Here is a 16254-nt window from a genome sequence, read left to right as displayed (position 1 = left end):
TTTCTATTTTAGCCTGGGAAATTATCAGGAATTTTGGCAGCGAAACGTGCAGCGCCAAGTGAAATTTGATTACGTTTAACCAGTTCAGTTAAATTTTGATCCAAGGTTTGCATACCCACATTGCTACCGGTTTGAATCGCAGAATACATCTGGGCGATTTTACTTTCACGTATCAAGTTACGAATCGCTGGCGTGCCGATCATGATCTCATGCGCAGCAACACGGCCAGAACCATCTTTGGTTTTAAGCAGCGTTTGTGAAATAACTGCCTGTAACGATTCGGACAGCATCGAACGCACCATCTCTTTTTCTTCTGCAGGGAAAACGTCGACAATACGATCGATTGTTTTAGCGGCGGAGGAAGTATGTAACGTACCAAACACCAAGTGACCAGTTTCTGCGGCAGTGAGTGCCAAGCGGATGGTTTCCAAGTCACGCAACTCACCCACCAGAATCACGTCAGGATCTTCGCGCAATGCGGAACGTAACGCGTTGTTGAATGACATCGTGTGCGGCCCGACTTCACGTTGGTTAATCAGGCATTTTTTAGAATCGTGCACAAATTCAATCGGATCTTCAACAGTCAAAATATGACCGTATTCGTTTTCATTGACATGATTCACCATCGCCGCCAAGGTAGTTGATTTACCCGAACCGGTAGGGCCAGTAACCAAGACCAAGCCGCGCGGTTTTAACGCTAAATCAGCAAAAATTTTAGGTGTATTCAGTTGTTCCAGCGAAAGCACTTTGGACGGAATGGTACGTAGTACCGCGGCAGGGCCACGTTCCTGGTTAAATGCATTAACCCGGAAACGAGCCAGGCCAGGAATGGCGAAAGAAAAATCGCATTCTAAGAATTCTTCAAATTGTTTACGCTGCCCATCGTTCATGATGTCGTAAATCAGCGCATGGACGTCTTTGTGTTCCAGCGGCGGCAAATTAATACGTCTAACGTCACCGTGAACCCGTATCATCGGCGGCAGGCCGGCGGACAGATGTAAATCGGATGCATTATTCTTGACTGAGAACGCGAGTAGTTCGGAAATATCCATTTATAATCCTGACAGTCCAAGTAAATAAGTTGAGGCGCCTTGCTTAATACATGGCGCATGAAAGTAAATTATCCCGATTATGTCCACAATCCTTATTAACTTGCAAGCCGTACAGCAACAGATTATTCATGCTGCGCAAATAGCAGGCCGCTCCCCGCACGAAATTCAGCTGCTAGCTGTGTCCAAAACCTTTAATGCGGAAGCTGTTTTAGAAGCGGGCAAAGCAGGCCAAACGGCTTTTGGTGAAAATTATTTACAGGAAGCCTTGGATAAGATGGCGGAGGTACGCCGTTTGTCCCCCGAGCTTGCCTTGGAATGGCATTTTATCGGCCCAATTCAAAGTAATAAGACCCGTTTAATCGCGCAAAACTTTTCATGGGCACACGCGGTGGACCGGTTAAAAATCGCCGAGCGTTTATCAGAACAGCGTCCAGACAACTTGCCGCCATTAAATATTTGCTTACAAATTAATATTAGCGAACAAGAAACAAAAAGCGGCGTGCCAATAAATCAGGCAGCACAACTTGCCCAACAAATAGCGGCGTTACCGAATGTACGCTTGCGTGGTTTGATGGCAATTCCAGAGCCTGCGCAAACACTGGAGCAACAACGCACTCCTTATCAGCAAATTAAAACGCTGCAAGAACAGTTAAATCAACAAGGCTTGGCGCTGGATACCTTATCTATGGGCATGTCGGCAGATCTGGAAGCGGCGATTTTAGAGGGCAGCACCATGGTGCGAATCGGTAGCGCTATTTTTGGGAAAAGAAATTATGCTTAATAAGACAATGAAACCAATAAAAATTAGCTTCGTCGGCGGAGGCAACATGGCCAGCGCACTAATCGGCGGGCTATGCGGCACAGTAAGTCAGCCGGAAGACATTCACGTAGTGGATGTAAGCCCGGTTTGTTTAAGTCAGTTGACGGAGCGGTTTGGCATTAAAACCAGCAACCAGATTGATGCACAAATTGCGGAGTGCGACGTTGTATTGTTGGCAGTAAAGCCACAGCAAATGCGCGAAGTAGCCGAGCAATTGGTTCCCTATTTAAAAGGGCAATTAATCATCTCAATTGCCGCCGGAATCCGCGCATTAGATTTATCACGTTGGTTAAATGGCTACCCCCAAATAGTGCGCACCATGCCCAACATGCCCGCCCTGATTAATCAAGGCATTACCGGCATGTACGCCATGCCGGTTGTCAGTGCGGAACAACGCACTATTGCCAATGCCATCATGAGCGCAGTTGGCGCCACAGTCTGGCTGGACAACGAAGCACTGCTAGACCCGCTAACTGCCATCTCGGGCAGCGGCCCGGCGTATGTATTTTATTTCATCGAAGCCATGCAAAAAGCCGCGCAAGAAATGGGGCTAGATCAAGAACAAGGCCGCCAATTAGCCTTGGCGACTTTTTTAGGCGCATCACAATTAGCGGCTCAATCAAGTGAACCTGCTGCGGTATTGCGTGAGCGAGTCACATCCAAAGGCGGCACCACCTATGCCGCCTTGACGAGCATGGAGCAAAGTGGTGTTTCCAATGCAATAGTCACCGCATTGAAAGCCGCAGCCGAGCGCAGCAGTGAATTAGGGGACGAATTTGGTAGTGAGCCTAGCCGTTAGTCAGAAGTACCACAATAGACCGAAAATTCTGACTTTTTTCTTGACAGCCTAAAGCCATGAAGTCATAATCTCGTGCTTCCTGGTGATATAGCTCAGTTGGTTAGAGCACAGCACTCATAATGCTGGGGTCGGTGGTTCAAATCCACCTATCACCACCAAAATTTAGTTTTAGGGCAACCTGGAACTTACAAAAACCCGCTTTTAGCCTTGTGCTTAAGCGGGTTTTTTGTGTTCTAGAGTATTTGCGAGTAGCTATTTGTTGGAATGTTAGACCTGACCCCTTCTGACGCACCTTCTGTGTTTCATAGTTTATTTCCTTTCGAGCTACATTTGTTCGCTATTTTCATAATTATTTCGACAGCATTAAATGCCTTCTGATGTAGAGTAAGAGCATTTTGACGATGCTCTATAAATAATTGTCAAATCAATCCTAACTCCATAGGCCGAAGATTTATTTGAATCGGCCTATATACTGTTTGATTACCTGAAGACAACACTGACAAGATGGATACCATAACGGCCTCAGCACAAGACGCGCTAAAAAAAGAACTCCAGGCAATTTTTTCTGACGGTTTGGTGACTATCGTTGGTTCGGGATTGTCGTGCGCAGAGGGTTTGCCAGGAATGGGGGCGCTTGCGACAGAGTTGGCGTCGAAAGTTCCATCCGCTATTCCTGACGCAGATAAATCAACATGGACAGCAATTGAAGCGTGCTTAACGTCCGATGGTTTGGAAGGTGCACTGCTCAAGCATGCGCCAACAGACAATATTGAATCGGTCGTGATCAAGATTACCGCTGCATTCGTGCTTTTAAAAGAGCAAGAAGTAATGACTGCCTGTATGAACGGGACTCGAAAGTTAAAAATTGCGAATCTATTTCCTCATATTTCAGCGGCAAATCCCAAAATCGCACATATCATCACTACCAACTACGATCGGTTGATTGAGTTTGCTGCAGAGTCTGAAGGTTGGGGGGTAGATTCGATGATGGTTGGACGGTACTGGGGAAAGCATGATCCTGACTTGAGCGACAAGCTAATGGTCAAAAGCTTATCCAACGGAAACAAAGGAACTGTTAGGCTTCTATACAGAAATCACGTCAAGCTGTTCAAACCGCATGGGAGTCTAGATTGGTTTATGGCAGGCGATACACCAATGACATGCAGCATGGCATTCCCATCTGATCCACTAATTATCACACCCGGTGCTGGCAAGTACAAAAAAGGTTATGGGCAGCCATTTGATGCGCATCGTGAACGTGGGAATGCGGCGATTGACAGTGCCTCCTCGATTCTGTGCATAGGTTACGGCTTCAATGATGACCACCTACAAACTCACCTGTCCCCCAAACTAAAAGGCGGGACAAAAGCACTATTGCTTACCCGCGATTTATCGACGACTGCGCGGGCCATCGTCGTTCAATCATCAAACTGCATCGCTCTTGTTAGCTGTGCGGATGCCGCTAGCCCAGGAACTATAGTAGTTCGTGGTACGACTGAAACGCTTATCCCAAATATGCAATGGTGGGATGTGGAAAATTTTGTTAAAGGAGTTTTGACGATATGACTAACGCGGCATTGCAATTTCAAGACAGTGACCGACTCGGGCGAGTTGCTGCGGTCGATACAAGTCGTGTGTTGATTTCAGTTGAAAATCATCAACACATGACCACCATTGCAGTTGGTAACCTTATTGCTATACAGGGACGTACCGCTGCCGAATTCCTAATTGGAATCGTTGAGAGGGCGACCAGATCTGTAAGCGAGAAGCTGCTTGTTGATGAGCCAACAGAAGAAGGTGTAATTCCTGTCGGCGAGAGTCAAGAGGATTTCATCAAGACTGTTCTTATCGGAACCTATCGAACAGTAGACGGAAGTTTTTCAAATACCTTCAAGCGCGGAGCAGATTGTTTTCCGCAAGTTGATCGCGACTGCTTCCATGTTAATAGCAAGAACCTTCAGCAATTCATGAACTTGTTATCCATGAACGTGAAAGAAGGGGAGCGTCTAACACTTGGTCATTTTATGGCCGATCAAACAGCTATTGCAGTAGCGAACGGGGATAAATTTTTTCAACGACACGCTGCAATATTGGGAAGTACCGGATCAGGTAAAAGTTGGGCAGTTGCGCTAATGCTAGAGCGTGCTGCGGCCTTGAAGTCTGCGAATTTGATTGTGCTTGACATGCATGGAGAGTATTCGACCTTGTGTCAAGGACCCAATGCAATTGCGCAGCAGTACCGTATTGCAGGACCTGGCGATTTGGACAAGCCCGATGATGGCTGTTTATTTTTGCCTTATTGGTTACTCAATCGAGAAGAAATGTTAGCGCTAATTTTGGACCGGAGTGATGACAATGCCCCGAATCAAGCGGCTCGATTTACCGAACATGTTCGTTCATTGAAAGAGCAAGTGCTAAAGGAATCAAAGAAGGAAGATGTTCTTGCAACCTTTACCGTCGATTCACCGATTCCATATCCCATTAAATCCCTTCAAGCTTTGTTGAACGAGGATGATACTGGTACAAAGAAGGGCGCAAACGACAAGGATATCAAGGGCGATTGGAATGGAAAACTCAGTCGATTCATTATTCGTATGAAGGCGAAGACTGATGATAGACGATGTGGGTTTATGTTTCAGCCTCCAGCAATGTGTAATGATTATGATTGGCTCCAAAAAATGCTAGGTAGTCTTTTTGCCGTATCTGACACACAACGCGGTATAAAAATCATTGATTTTTCTGAGGTTCCATCGGACGTTTTGCCGATAGTTACTGGCGTTCTTGCGAGGTTGTTATACAGCATTCAATTTTGGATGGATAAGGAATCACGGCATCCCCTTACAATTGTGTGTGACGAAGCACATTTATATTTGCCGGTGCGAGATTCTGCTGAGGCGGCAGAAAAGCGCGCACTTGAATCGTTTGAGCGGATCGCAAAGGAAGGACGTAAATATGGGGTTTCACTTTTAGTCGTAAGTCAGCGACCATCCGATGTGAGTCGCACAATTTTAAGTCAATGCAATAATTTTCTTGTCTTGAGACTCACTAATGATCAAGATCAAAGTGTTGTAAAACGATTGATGCCTGAATCAATGGCCGGTATCACAGACATACTTCCTTTGCTTGATCTTGGTGAGGCGCTGCTGCTTGGCGACTCTATCTTGCTTCCGACGAGGATTAAATTGGACAGACCGAAAATTGAACCTGCTAGTGCTACTAGGCAGTTTTGGACTGACTGGGCAAATCAGGTGCCAAAGGTCGATGCAATTCCCAAAGCAGTAGAAGCGCTCCGACGGCAAGTGCGTTGAACGTGGGTACTGACGAAGCAAGACAATACGCGCATTTAATAACTCACGCTGGATGACAACCTTATTTAATACTGCTTATGGAAATCCCAAAAAATCCGCCGAAAATCGGCAAGCACGAACAAATAGATAAAGAATTTGGAGTCTGGTGGTGGTTTTTAAATACCTGGGGAACTGCCTCATTTTTGCTTTTTTTGGCTTGCCTCGGAACAGGGGAATACAGACATACTTGTGCGTTAATCTCTTCGATATTGCTTACATGGTCATATTTTTTCGGACTTAGCGCTTTCCCCCCATTCATAAACCGACTTCGTAGTCAGAGCACCGAGGCCGCAAAGACTCTTGAAAAAAAAATTTTCTTCGAGCATTTTGTTAAACGGCCATTTGATTTTCTCCCGCTTTTGATTGGCTGTGCAACACTTGGGTCAATCGCATTTTTGCCCGCTTTTTATGGACGTTGGTATTTGTATGTGTCGATTCTGAATTTTAAAATTTAAAATAGTCCATAACTAATCAACAGATACAAAATCTATTTCAAATTTAAAAATGAAAATCGCTAATAGCGTTTTATTGAAAAAAATTCGCCACGCAATTGACAACGGAAATGTACGAAAAATCGTACTCGCGTCAGATGATATTTGCTCCCATTATCGCGAACGAGAGTGTCATGATAACGTCGCCGATTGGATCGCTAGTCATCCAAATCATCATGCGGTGCTGGGCTGGCTTATTACTGCACAATGTGTGTTTGCTTTACACTCGGTAGTTGATACCGGTACGGAGTTGCTCGATATTACGCCGCGGCCAGAAGGCGGAGGGAGAGAATTAAAATCGTTCATTGTTGAGGATTTCCCTCACGACCATCTTCCGCCGCAATTGATAGATTCTGGTTATGTTGAGCAACCATAACAAGTCGACGTAAAAATTAAATTCTTAACGGATCCAATGGGCGATTTCATCTTCTTTGCCCGCTTCTTTTGTCGCGCGCTTCGTATTTATTATCAATGCGCGGCAATTCGCTATCATAGATAGCTCTTCATTGGAGTAGCCCATTCGAATCATCATTTTCTCAATGGCATCACAAGTGCGATAGAGCAACCCGCTACATCGATCAATTCATGCAAGTTTAATTGACCGAGTGCTTTCCGAACCAGCCAACTTACATGATTTCCGAAAAGTCGCGGCTATGCTCCGTGGGCATACCAAAGAAGATATCGATACTCTCCTTCGCAACGAGAACGGTGTAGCACAGGACAATTGGATGTGGTTGGTCCGAGAAGTTGAAAAAGTGCGCGGAGAACGTCTGATAAACGAAGCTGGCGAACTGCGGCATTTGTAATCAGATTCAGGGAAATCTTGGTTATTGACGAAATAGATAAATCGCAGAGCAATGCCGATTGTTGCGTGGAGCCCTGTGTTTTCTGAGAGTTAATTCGGCATTTAAAGTGTATGGTGTTAGTCCCGAAAACTGACGCCCATTAGATTGATGGAGAAAATGATGCAATTGCGCTTTGGACGATTCTGCAATATTTAAGTGGCTGATTAATATTTTCGTTCGAAATTCCGTCTCTGCAAATAACGGTAGCGTTTCCATTGGAGGGGACAATAACGCTCCGATCATTATCAATATTAACTCCAATTCTGATTCTGACGGGACAATCACTCTAATACCTGAGCTGATTCCTGCCAAAGACAAGGTGGATACTGCGGCAGTCCAATCAAAACGAATTCAATTTGCCCTTATTTTCGATGGCGAAATCAAAGACTGGAATTCGGACAAAATAAATACCGTATTAGAGTTACTTCAGAAATTGACTGGCGATATGGAATTGTCCTTCGTAAAAATCGAAGAAGGTTCCGTTCGATTAATCTTCAATGTGCTCGAAAAAGACGTATCAACCTTGCCCATCAACTACCTACGAAACAAATTAGTCGTTTCGGACGAATATCTGGTTGGTGCAATTTCTTTGAGCGATTTAAATGAAATCCCAAGGCTTTCTATGTTTTCGGTATTCTGAATTTTCAGAGTTAGGTTTGGGGTGATGTGATGCCCTTTACGGAGAATAATGATCTTAAGGTCACCAGATATGGGGCTCATGATGAATGTGTCAGCCAATTCTGATGTAATGATCGCAGGAGTGGAAGTGGAGATTGTGCCGTACTTGCGAGTGCGGGCGACAGATGAGCTGAAAAAATCGATACATCGAGAAATTAAAAATCAGATCAAACTGGGGCCACTCATGAGTGTATATTTCGCAGTTTGAAGGCGTTTAGATTAAAATTGTCGGATCTGGAGTTTGTACACGATCTCGACACATTAGTGTCATTCAGAAACGCATACCCACGCTTGACCATCGGTAGCCAACGGCCGTGATCGTACCCATTTGGGTGTCATGTTTTATGTGCAACGACGACTGCACCGAGGCACAAGCTAATCATTTTGAGCACTATTTTGGAATTCCCTCATGGAAATTAAAGTCAACTTTCTCGATAAGCTTCGTATTGAAGCCAAATTCGATGATTTCACGGTGATAGCCGACCAACCTATCCGTTATAAAGGCGACGGCTCAGCGCCTGGGCCTTTCGATTACTTTCTAGCATCATCTGCCTTGTGTGCTGCTTATTTTGTGAAGTTGTATTGCGATACGCGCAATATCTCCACCGAAAATATCCGGCTATCCCAGAACAATATTGTTGATCCGGAAAACCGTTATCAGCAGATTTTCAAGATTCAGGTCGAATTACCGGCGGATATCTCCGCCAAAGACCGCCAAGGTATTTTGCGCTCCATCGACCGCTGCACGGTAAAAAAAGTGGTGCAAGCCGGGCCGGAGTTTGTGATTGAAGAGGTTGAGAATTTAGATGCCGATGCGCAGGCCTTGCTGACCTTAAGTTCAACTGCCGATGCCGCCACTTATATTGCAGGCAAAGATCTGCCTTTGGAGCAAACCATTGCCAATATGTCTGCCTTATTGGCGGGCTTGGGCATCAAGATTGAAATTGCTTCGTGGCGCAATATTATTCCGAATGTCTGGTCGCTGCATATCCGGGATGCCCACTCGCCAATGTGTTTTACCAATGGCAAGGGCGCGACTAAAGAAAGCGCCTTGGCATCGGCATTGGGAGAATATATCGAGCGACTGAGTTGCAACCATTTTTATGCTGGCTCGTTCTGGGGCGAAGACATCGCTAACGCGGCGTTCGTTCATTATCCGAACGAGCGCTGGTTTAAGCCTGGCAAAAAAGATGCGCTACCGGCTGAAATTCTGGATGAATACTGTCTGGACATTTACAATCCCGACGGCGAGTTACGTGGTTCGCACCTGATCGACACCAATTCCGGTAATGCAGCGCGCGGTATTTGTTCACTGCCCTATGTGCGGCAATCGGATAGCGAAGTGGTGTACTTTCCATCCAACCTGATCGAAAACCTTTTCGTCAGCAATGGCATGAGTGCCGGTAATACGCTGGCCGAAGCACAGGTGCAATGCCTGTCCGAAATTTTCGAACGGGCGGTCAAACGTGAAATTCTGGAAGGTGAAATTGCCTTGCCTGATGTGCCACAAGAAGTACTGGAAAAATTCCCTGGCATTTTGGCCGGCATTCAGAGCTTGGAAGAACAGGGATTTCCGGTGCTGGTGAAGGATGCGTCGCTCGGTGGGCAATACCCAGTGATGTGCGTCACCTTAATGAACCCGCGCACCGGCGGTGTGTTTGCCTCGTTCGGCGCGCACCCAAGCTTAGAGGTCGCGCTGGAACGTAGTCTGACGGAATTGCTGCAGGGGCGCAGTTTTGAAGGCTTGAACGATTTACCTCAGCCCACTTTTGTCAGTAACGCCGTGACTGAACCCAATAATTTTGTCGAACACTTTATCGATTCCAGCGGTGTCGTATCGTGGCGCTTTTTCAGTGCCAAGGCTGATTACGATTTTGTTGAATGGGATTTCTCGGGTCAAGGCGAAAACTCGAATGCAGAGGAAGCCGCGACCTTGTTCGGCATACTCGAAGCCATGGGCAAAGAGGTCTACATGGCGGTGTATGACCAATTAGGCGCGACCGCTTGCCGAATTTTGGTGCCGGGTTATTCGGAAGTGTATCCGGCAGAAGATTTGATCTGGGATAACACCAACAAAGCCTTGTTGTTCCGCACCGATATTTTGAATTTGCATCAGCTGAACGATGCCAGCCTCGAAGCGCTGCTAGACCGTTTAGAGAACAATGAGCTAGACGATTATAGCGACGTCGCTACATTGATCGGTATCGAATTTGACGAGAATACGGTGTGGGGTCAGCTCACCGTGCTGGAGTTAAAGCTGCTGATTCAACTCGCCTTGGAGCAATTTGAGGACGCGCATGAACTTGTGGGAACCTTCCTGCAGTACAACGACAACACGGTCGAGCGAGGATTGTTTTATCAGGCCTTGAATGTGGTGCTGGAGGTGCTGCTGGATGACGACCTGGAACTGGACGATTTCGTGGTCAATTTCCGCCGGATGTTTGGTAATCCTCGGATGGACGCCGTGTTGGGGTCAGTGGACGGCAGCGTGCGCTTCTTCGGCTTAACGCCAACGAGTATGAAACTGGAGGGGCTTGATAGACACCAGCGCCTGATCGATAGCTACAAAAAATTGCACACGGCACGGGCCAAGGTGACGGCAAGCTCCTCAGATTTTGAATGACGGCAATGCGGAGTTCCATCTGCCCGTTAAGGGCGGCGGACTCAACCGATCAGGTATTAATCCGTTGCATTCCAAGCGATTGACGTGTTTGGCAAATGTAGAGGCGGTACTTCAGTAAATGGAAATAAAGCATGAAAAGCTGGTTCCATCGGTGATGTAGCTGTGTCAAATTTGTGCCAACTTTGAATTTGATTAAAAATCCCCACCCTTGCGTGACATTGGTTTTAATGCTTGGCAAGCGTCGTTCGCCGGTATTTGAATTCAACCGCAAGGAGCGGGGTTTTGATTCGATGCGTGTATCCTAGACTGAACGCATCACCAAATACATGAGCGCATCCAATGAGCACGAACAGTCACAAATCCATGCCGGCATTGCATTTGCAGGATTGGGCAAGCATAGAAAAATCCCTGGATGCCGGCGGCAACGCAGTCCTACCGGATCTGCTGACATCTGCACAGTGCGAAGAACTGGTCGTCATGTATTCGCAGGAGGAACGCTACCGTTCCCGCGTTGTGATGGCAAGGCACGGATTCGGACTTGGTGAATATAAATATTTCGCATATCCATTGCCGGACATGCTTGCCAAACTTCGTGATGAACTCTATCCCCATCTTGCAATTGTCGCCAATCGCTGGAACCAGTTGATGGGAAACGGTATGCGCTATCCTGCAAACTTGCATACTTTTATTGAGCGTTGTCACGCCGCAGGTCAAACCCGCCCCACGCCGCTGATTCTGAAATACGGCGAAGGTGATTACAACTGTCTGCATCAAGATTTATATGGCGAACATGTATTTCCGTTGCAGATTGCCATTCTGCTGGCTCGCCCGGGTGAGGATTTTACCGGCGGCGAATTCGTGATGACTGAGCGAGGCTCATCGCAGCTGCGTGCGGATGTCGTACCGTTAAAACAGGGCGATGGTGTCATCTTCACTGTGTACCAGCGACCAACACAAGGCAGGCGCTCTATGCGCAAAGTCGCCATGCGGCATGGTGTGAGCAAGATACGCAGTGGCAGTCGTCATGCCGTCGGATTGATCTTTCACGATGCGCACTGATTTTATGACACTCGAACTTTTCCCATTGGAGCATTCCGATGAACCGGAAGCGATAGGCCCCGGTTCTTTTGTCCTGCGCGGTTTCGCTTTACCGTATGTCGATGAAATACTGCCTGCCGTCGCGGCGCTGGAACGGTGCTCGGGATTTAGAAACATGATTACACCGGGCGGTTTCACCATGTCGGTTGCCATGACCAATTGCGGGCAATTTGGCTGGACGACCGACCGCCGCGGTTATCGCTATACGCAAATCGATCCCGATACGGGCCAACCATGGCCCTTGATGCCAATTGCGTTCATGCGCTTGGCACAGGCAGCGGCGTCCGCAGCAGGGTTTGCTGATTTCGTTGCTGATGCATGTTTGCTGAATCGTTATCTGCCAGGCAGTCGGCTCTCTTTACACCAGGATAAAAACGAGCGCGATTTTGCTGCACCTATTGTCTCGGTTTCGCTCGGCATGCCGGCAGTCTTCCTGTTTGGAGGGCTTGATCGCACCGACAAACCCGCGCGTATCCCTCTGATGCACGGCGATGTGGTGGTGTGGGGCGGTGTGGACCGGCTACGATATCACGGCGTGATGCCGCTTAAAGAAAAGCCGCATAGTTTGCTAGGTAGCCAACGCCTTAATTTGACGTTCCGAAAGGCGGATTGAGCTTTTTAGTGTTGCTCGTTCTCCCTTGTGTTCGACTTTGTCATTCTGCAACCAATCGGTGGTGCCGAATGAAATGTCTGACATTTGCATGGTGACTCCTATGTGGTGAGTACATAATCGTTACGATGTTTTTGCCGTGTCTGCGTCCTGCCGTTGAATTCAAATAGTCATAGCACTAGCCCGGTACGCCGCTCGCACAACGCTGAATAAATGCACAGAAAATTCGATAGCAAAAAACGGAGTGCTTGCGATTGAATTTTGTCTTAAAGTACCTTCATTAACACGTTTACATGGACATGGTCATGAAACCTCGCCTCACCCTGCCGTCAGTCTTACCACCGAAATCGTCTGCTGATGACATTCGTTGGGCCGCCGTGCAGGGACGTGATGCGGCAACCGATGGTGATTTTGTCTATGGCGTCAAGACGACGGGCATCTATTGTCGCCCGAGCTCATCCGCGCGCCTGCCCAAGCGGGAGAATGTAGAGTTTTTCGATAACGCACAAGCTGCCGAAGCGGCGGGTTACCGACCAAGTCGGCGCGCATCAGCTGACCGGACCGCAGCGGCAACGCAGCGAACGGCATTGGTTGCCAAAGCCTGTCGCCTGATTGAAAACGCCGAAGTTCAACCGAATCTGGACGCATTGGCTGAACAGGCAGGCATGAGCACGTTTCACTTCCACCGTATTTTCAAGGCCGAGACTGGCCTGACGCCAAAGGCATATTCCAGCGCTTCACGGGCGCGTCGCATGCGTGGGGAATTAGGTGGATCAGGAACGATCACAGATGCCATCTATGGTTCGGGTTTCAACTCCAATAGCCGTTTTTACGAAGCTTCAGTGGGCATGCTGGGTATGCGTCCGCGTGATTACAAGGATGGCGGATATAACGCCGAGATCCGCTTCGCAGTGGGTCAATGCTCACTGGGTGCCATACTGGTCGCGCAGAGCCAACGCGGTATCTGTGCAATATTGCTCGGTGACGATCCCGATCTGTTGGTGCGCGACTTGCAGGATCAATTTCGCAAGGCGCATCTGATCGGTGGCGATGCTGATTTCGAGCAGTTGATTGCTCAAGTTGTTGGCTTCATTGAAGCGCCTGCGCTTGGACTGAAGTTACCTTTAGATGTGCAGGGCACAGCGTTTCAAGAACGCGTTTGGCAGGCATTGCGCGAGATTCCTCCCGGCATGACAGCCAGCTATAGCGACATAGCGGAGCGGATCGGTTCACCTAAGGCGGTGCGCGCAGTCGCTCAGGCATGCGCTGCCAACCACATCGCTGTAGCCATTCCCTGTCATCGGGTTGTACGGCGCAATGGCGACATTTCCGGTTACCGCTGGGGTGTCGAGCGCAAGCGCGAACTGTTGCAACGTGAAGCGTGAAAATGACGGACTGGAGAATAACCGAAAAGCTCGCCATCGCAGAGCTGGATTGGCCGCGCATCACTTCCGATCTTGACAAGGAAGGGTATGCATTGCTACCTCAGTTACTCAACTCGGTACAGGTGAAAGCCCTGACTACATTGGTGCGTGATGTCGATTCACGAGAACGATGGCAGTCGCTCGCGAACCTTGATTTAGGACGGGGAAATATAGCGCGGCTATCAACGCCATTGCCCGATCTGCTCGACGCCTGGCGTGAGGCGTTATATAGACAGTTGGCGCCAATCGCGCATCGTTGGGCCGAAATTCTTGGCGCTGACTGCCACTATCCGGACACGCTCATCAGCTATCTGCGAGCTAACCACGAAGCTGGTCAAACAGACTCGCTAACAACGGCAAGCTGCCTGCGGGAGGGCGACTTCCAGGCCTTGCATCAACATGCGGAGGATAAGTACATCTTTCCACTGCAGCTGGTCATATTACTTTCTGATCCAGACACTGATTTTACCGGGGGTGAATTCGTGATGACCGAACAGCGGCCACGCATGCAGTCGAGACCCATGGTATTACCGCTGCAGCAAGGCGACGCGGCACTGATTACTGTTGCCCATCGGCCGCACTTGGGCAGCAAGGGCTATTATCGCGTCAATCTCAAGCACGCAATTAGCCGCGTGCGCGGTGGGGAACGCATCGGAATTGAGCTGCTGTTCCACAATGATGCGCAAGGAAATCCATTCATTCCCTAACACTCCTGAAAACGCCATGCACAATGATCTGGGGATCGATAGACAAATCACACCGCAAAACTAATGCACAGTCACTTCTTGATTGTGTCGAACATGCAGAAATTATAGAGTTTGAAGATTGCGGACATTTCCCTGATATTGAACAACCGGAGCGATATGTAAATCACTTGACCCAACATATTACAAAGCACGCGCAATAGTAGCGATCTAAACTAATTAGGTTCAATTCCAACTTTCCAGGATCACTTATGCCTACAGCTGAAACCATAGAGCGCTTCATTGCGCGTGTTGAACAGAATGCTCACGTCGAGGCTGTTCAAGAGTTCTATACTGAAGATTCTACAATGCAGGAAAATCAAGGCGTTTCCCGGCGAGGGCGTGACGCGCACGTTGAGAACGAGCAGAAGGTCATGGCTCGCGCGCGATCTCTGACATCAGAATGTGTCAGGCCCGTTTTCGTGAGCGGCGATAGGGTTGTTATACGCTGGATATTTAAATTCCAATGGCAGGATGGAACATCAACACACATGGAAGAACTCGCGTACCAACGCTGGGAAGGCGAAAGAATAGCCGAGGAGATTTTTTTCTACGACCCTGCGCAACGGGTACCAAAACTACGCGAGTGACAGCCATGGACCGCAAGGAGAAATTGATACCTAACTTGGGCTCTGCGCGTATAGCTCATACCCGATTTGCCATAGTGCCTCGGTCCAAATGCTATACTTTTTCGATTTGCATGAGGAATGGGTATGCCAGTATCTTTGCTAAGTCTTGCCTCAATGATGGAACCGTTGCGCGGATTTGTGGCGGTTGGACGTCGTATGAGTATTACTGCTGCTGCCAGTGACTTGTGCCTGACCCAGTCTGCGATGAGCAGACAAGTGCAGGCTCTGGAAGAGCGACTTGGCATCAAGTTACTGGTGCGCGGGCACCGCTCGATTTCATTCACTGCTGAGGGTGAACGACTCTTTCGCAGTGCCGATAGCGCGCTACAGCAACTTCAGGACACGGTTGGCACGATTATTCCTGACCACGTATGCCGTCCAGTCACACTCAGTGCCAGCATTGGTGTTGCGGGCCTGTGGATTTTGCCCAGACTTGGACATTTTCAGCAATTGCACCCCGAAATCGATGTGCGCGTTGCAGCCAACAACCGGATTCAGAATCTCACCAGCGAAGGAATCGATCTGGCGATTCGCTACGGATCTCGTTCTGACATGGAAGAAGGCGCGACACTGCTTTTTCGCGAAACGGTTGCTCCGGTATCTCACCCGTCGCTGGCGTTGGATCAGCTAACGTCGGTAAACGATTTAGCCGGACAAGTACTGCTTGAATTCGACGACCCGGGACGTCCATGGCTTCATTGGAATGACTGGCTGGCGTCGGCCGGTTTGGGCGGTGTAAAACCAAAAGGACTTTTACGCTTCAATCAATATGATCAGGTAGTGCAATCCGCAATGGCAGGCCAGGGAGTTGCATTGGGCCGAGTCGAACTGATTCAGCCGATGTTAAATGACGGACGTCTTAGACTGGTTCCTACCTCACATAGTGGCCCAAGAACCGATCATTCTTACTGGCTAATTCAGGCGAATGCCGCTCCGCGACCTGAAGTCGCCGCATTGACTGCATGGATTCTCTCCGAAGCCAGCCAATAAAGCAGAGCCTGTCCACAATTCTTTGTCATTGATCGACTCACATGAATTCCTTGCATGTGAACTGCGCGAAATTTGCGTTTGCGCGATTTTGTGTGAATGGGTTTC

General features: G+C 48.3%; 16 protein-coding genes and 1 tRNA gene. 16 read left to right on the top strand and 1 reads right to left on the bottom strand.

Translation table 11 applies throughout. The features are described from left to right. Nucleotides 1–8 precede the first annotated feature (8 nt). Nucleotides 9–1052 (bottom strand): type IV pilus twitching motility protein PilT, encoded by a 1044-nt coding sequence (locus S2091_RS05200; protein WP_105530732.1) that lies wholly within the window; start codon nucleotides 1050–1052, stop codon nucleotides 9–11. A 79-nt stretch (nucleotides 1053–1131) separates the two neighbouring features. Here S2091_RS05200 and S2091_RS05195 point away from each other — a divergent pair, with 79 nt between their 5' ends. From S2091_RS05195 to S2091_RS05120, 16 genes are all read left to right on the top strand, one after another. After that, nucleotides 1132–1833: a YggS family pyridoxal phosphate-dependent enzyme gene (locus S2091_RS05195; RefSeq protein ID WP_105530731.1), complete on the top strand. Its 702-nt coding sequence runs from the start codon at nucleotides 1132–1134 to the stop codon at nucleotides 1831–1833. Further along, nucleotides 1826–2671, top strand: coding sequence for a pyrroline-5-carboxylate reductase (proC, locus tag S2091_RS05190; RefSeq protein WP_243405319.1), 846 nt, complete (start codon nucleotides 1826–1828; stop codon nucleotides 2669–2671). Before S2091_RS05195 ends, proC begins: the two co-directional genes overlap by 8 nt. Nucleotides 2672–2752: 81 nt before the next feature. Further along, nucleotides 2753–2829, top strand: a tRNA-Met gene (locus S2091_RS05185). Between the two features lie 346 nt (nucleotides 2830–3175). Beyond that, nucleotides 3176–4237, top strand: coding sequence for an SIR2 family protein (locus tag S2091_RS05180; RefSeq protein ID WP_105530730.1), 1062 nt, complete (start codon nucleotides 3176–3178; stop codon nucleotides 4235–4237). Then, nucleotides 4234–5979 carry an ATP-binding protein gene (locus S2091_RS05175; RefSeq protein ID WP_105530729.1) on the top strand — a complete coding sequence of 582 codons (1746 nt, stop codon included), beginning with the start codon at nucleotides 4234–4236 and terminating at the stop codon, nucleotides 5977–5979. Before S2091_RS05180 ends, S2091_RS05175 begins: the two co-directional genes overlap by 4 nt. A 77-nt stretch (nucleotides 5980–6056) precedes the next feature. Next, nucleotides 6057–6473 carry a hypothetical protein gene (locus S2091_RS05170; protein WP_105530728.1) on the top strand — a complete coding sequence of 139 codons (417 nt, stop codon included), beginning with the start codon at nucleotides 6057–6059 and terminating at the stop codon, nucleotides 6471–6473. 49 nt (nucleotides 6474–6522) lie between these two features. After that, nucleotides 6523–6885, top strand: a complete 363-nt coding sequence (locus S2091_RS05165; RefSeq protein WP_105530727.1) for a hypothetical protein — start codon at nucleotides 6523–6525, stop codon at nucleotides 6883–6885. Between the two features lie 602 nt (nucleotides 6886–7487). Then, the gene (locus S2091_RS05160; RefSeq protein WP_105530726.1) at nucleotides 7488–7994 is read left to right on the top strand and encodes a hypothetical protein; all 507 of its coding nucleotides are present in this window, start codon (nucleotides 7488–7490) and stop codon (nucleotides 7992–7994) included. Between the two features lie 48 nt (nucleotides 7995–8042). Beyond that, a complete protein-coding gene (locus S2091_RS05155; protein ID WP_105530725.1) occupies nucleotides 8043–8240 on the top strand; it encodes a hypothetical protein in 198 nt (65 codons plus the stop codon). Nucleotides 8241–8441: 201 nt separating this feature from the next. Further along, a complete protein-coding gene (locus S2091_RS05150; RefSeq protein WP_105530724.1) occupies nucleotides 8442–10655 on the top strand; it encodes an OsmC domain/YcaO domain-containing protein in 2214 nt (737 codons plus the stop codon). 339 nt (nucleotides 10656–10994) lie between these two features. Next, nucleotides 10995–11714: a 2OG-Fe(II) oxygenase gene (locus tag S2091_RS05145; protein WP_243405318.1), complete on the top strand. Its 720-nt coding sequence runs from the start codon at nucleotides 10995–10997 to the stop codon at nucleotides 11712–11714. 4 nt (nucleotides 11715–11718) lie between these two features. Continuing rightward, nucleotides 11719–12366, top strand: coding sequence for a DNA oxidative demethylase AlkB (gene alkB / locus S2091_RS05140; RefSeq protein ID WP_105530799.1), 648 nt, complete (start codon nucleotides 11719–11721; stop codon nucleotides 12364–12366). 302 nt (nucleotides 12367–12668) lie between these two features. Beyond that, nucleotides 12669–13748, top strand: a complete 1080-nt coding sequence (gene ada / locus S2091_RS05135; RefSeq protein WP_105530798.1) for a bifunctional DNA-binding transcriptional regulator/O6-methylguanine-DNA methyltransferase Ada — start codon at nucleotides 12669–12671, stop codon at nucleotides 13746–13748. Nucleotides 13749–13750: 2 nt separating this feature from the next. Next, nucleotides 13751–14494 carry a 2OG-Fe(II) oxygenase gene (locus tag S2091_RS05130; protein WP_105530723.1) on the top strand — a complete coding sequence of 248 codons (744 nt, stop codon included), beginning with the start codon at nucleotides 13751–13753 and terminating at the stop codon, nucleotides 14492–14494. A gap of 248 nt (nucleotides 14495–14742) precedes the next feature. Next, nucleotides 14743–15120 (top strand): nuclear transport factor 2 family protein, encoded by a 378-nt coding sequence (locus S2091_RS05125; RefSeq protein ID WP_105530722.1) that lies wholly within the window; start codon nucleotides 14743–14745, stop codon nucleotides 15118–15120. Nucleotides 15121–15243: 123 nt separating this feature from the next. Continuing rightward, nucleotides 15244–16149: a LysR substrate-binding domain-containing protein gene (locus S2091_RS05120; protein WP_105530721.1), complete on the top strand. Its 906-nt coding sequence runs from the start codon at nucleotides 15244–15246 to the stop codon at nucleotides 16147–16149. Nucleotides 16150–16254 lie beyond the last annotated feature (105 nt).

It is taken from the genome of Solimicrobium silvestre, from assembly GCF_002976435.1.
Lineage (GTDB): Bacteria > Pseudomonadota > Gammaproteobacteria > Burkholderiales > Burkholderiaceae_D > Solimicrobium > Solimicrobium silvestre.
The sequence above is the reverse complement of the archived record's forward strand: the minus strand, read 5'-3'. Positions and strand labels throughout refer to the sequence as shown.

Excerpts from the sequence above, each read along its gene's own strand:
- S2091_RS05200 (WP_105530732.1), bottom strand. The coding sequence starts at position 1,052 with ATGGATATTTCCGAACTACTCGCGTTCTCAGTCAAGAATAATGCATCC.
- S2091_RS05145 (WP_243405318.1), top strand. The coding sequence starts at position 10,995 with ATGAGCACGAACAGTCACAAATCCATGCCGGCATTGCATTTGCAGGAT.
- S2091_RS05150 (WP_105530724.1), top strand. The coding sequence starts at position 8,442 with ATGGAAATTAAAGTCAACTTTCTCGATAAGCTTCGTATTGAAGCCAAA.
- S2091_RS05165 (WP_105530727.1), top strand. The coding sequence starts at position 6,523 with ATGAAAATCGCTAATAGCGTTTTATTGAAAAAAATTCGCCACGCAATT.
- S2091_RS05120 (WP_105530721.1), top strand. The coding sequence starts at position 15,244 with ATGCCAGTATCTTTGCTAAGTCTTGCCTCAATGATGGAACCGTTGCGC.
- S2091_RS05130 (WP_105530723.1), top strand. The coding sequence starts at position 13,751 with ATGACGGACTGGAGAATAACCGAAAAGCTCGCCATCGCAGAGCTGGAT.
- proC (WP_243405319.1), top strand. The coding sequence starts at position 1,826 with ATGCTTAATAAGACAATGAAACCAATAAAAATTAGCTTCGTCGGCGGA.
- S2091_RS05195 (WP_105530731.1), top strand. The coding sequence starts at position 1,132 with ATGTCCACAATCCTTATTAACTTGCAAGCCGTACAGCAACAGATTATT.
- S2091_RS05125 (WP_105530722.1), top strand. The coding sequence starts at position 14,743 with ATGCCTACAGCTGAAACCATAGAGCGCTTCATTGCGCGTGTTGAACAG.
- S2091_RS05155 (WP_105530725.1), top strand. The coding sequence starts at position 8,043 with ATGATCTTAAGGTCACCAGATATGGGGCTCATGATGAATGTGTCAGCC.
- S2091_RS05170 (WP_105530728.1), top strand. The coding sequence starts at position 6,057 with ATGGAAATCCCAAAAAATCCGCCGAAAATCGGCAAGCACGAACAAATA.
- ada (WP_105530798.1), top strand. The coding sequence starts at position 12,669 with ATGAAACCTCGCCTCACCCTGCCGTCAGTCTTACCACCGAAATCGTCT.
- S2091_RS05180 (WP_105530730.1), top strand. The coding sequence starts at position 3,176 with ATGGATACCATAACGGCCTCAGCACAAGACGCGCTAAAAAAAGAACTC.
- S2091_RS05175 (WP_105530729.1), top strand. The coding sequence starts at position 4,234 with ATGACTAACGCGGCATTGCAATTTCAAGACAGTGACCGACTCGGGCGA.
- alkB (WP_105530799.1), top strand. The coding sequence starts at position 11,719 with ATGACACTCGAACTTTTCCCATTGGAGCATTCCGATGAACCGGAAGCG.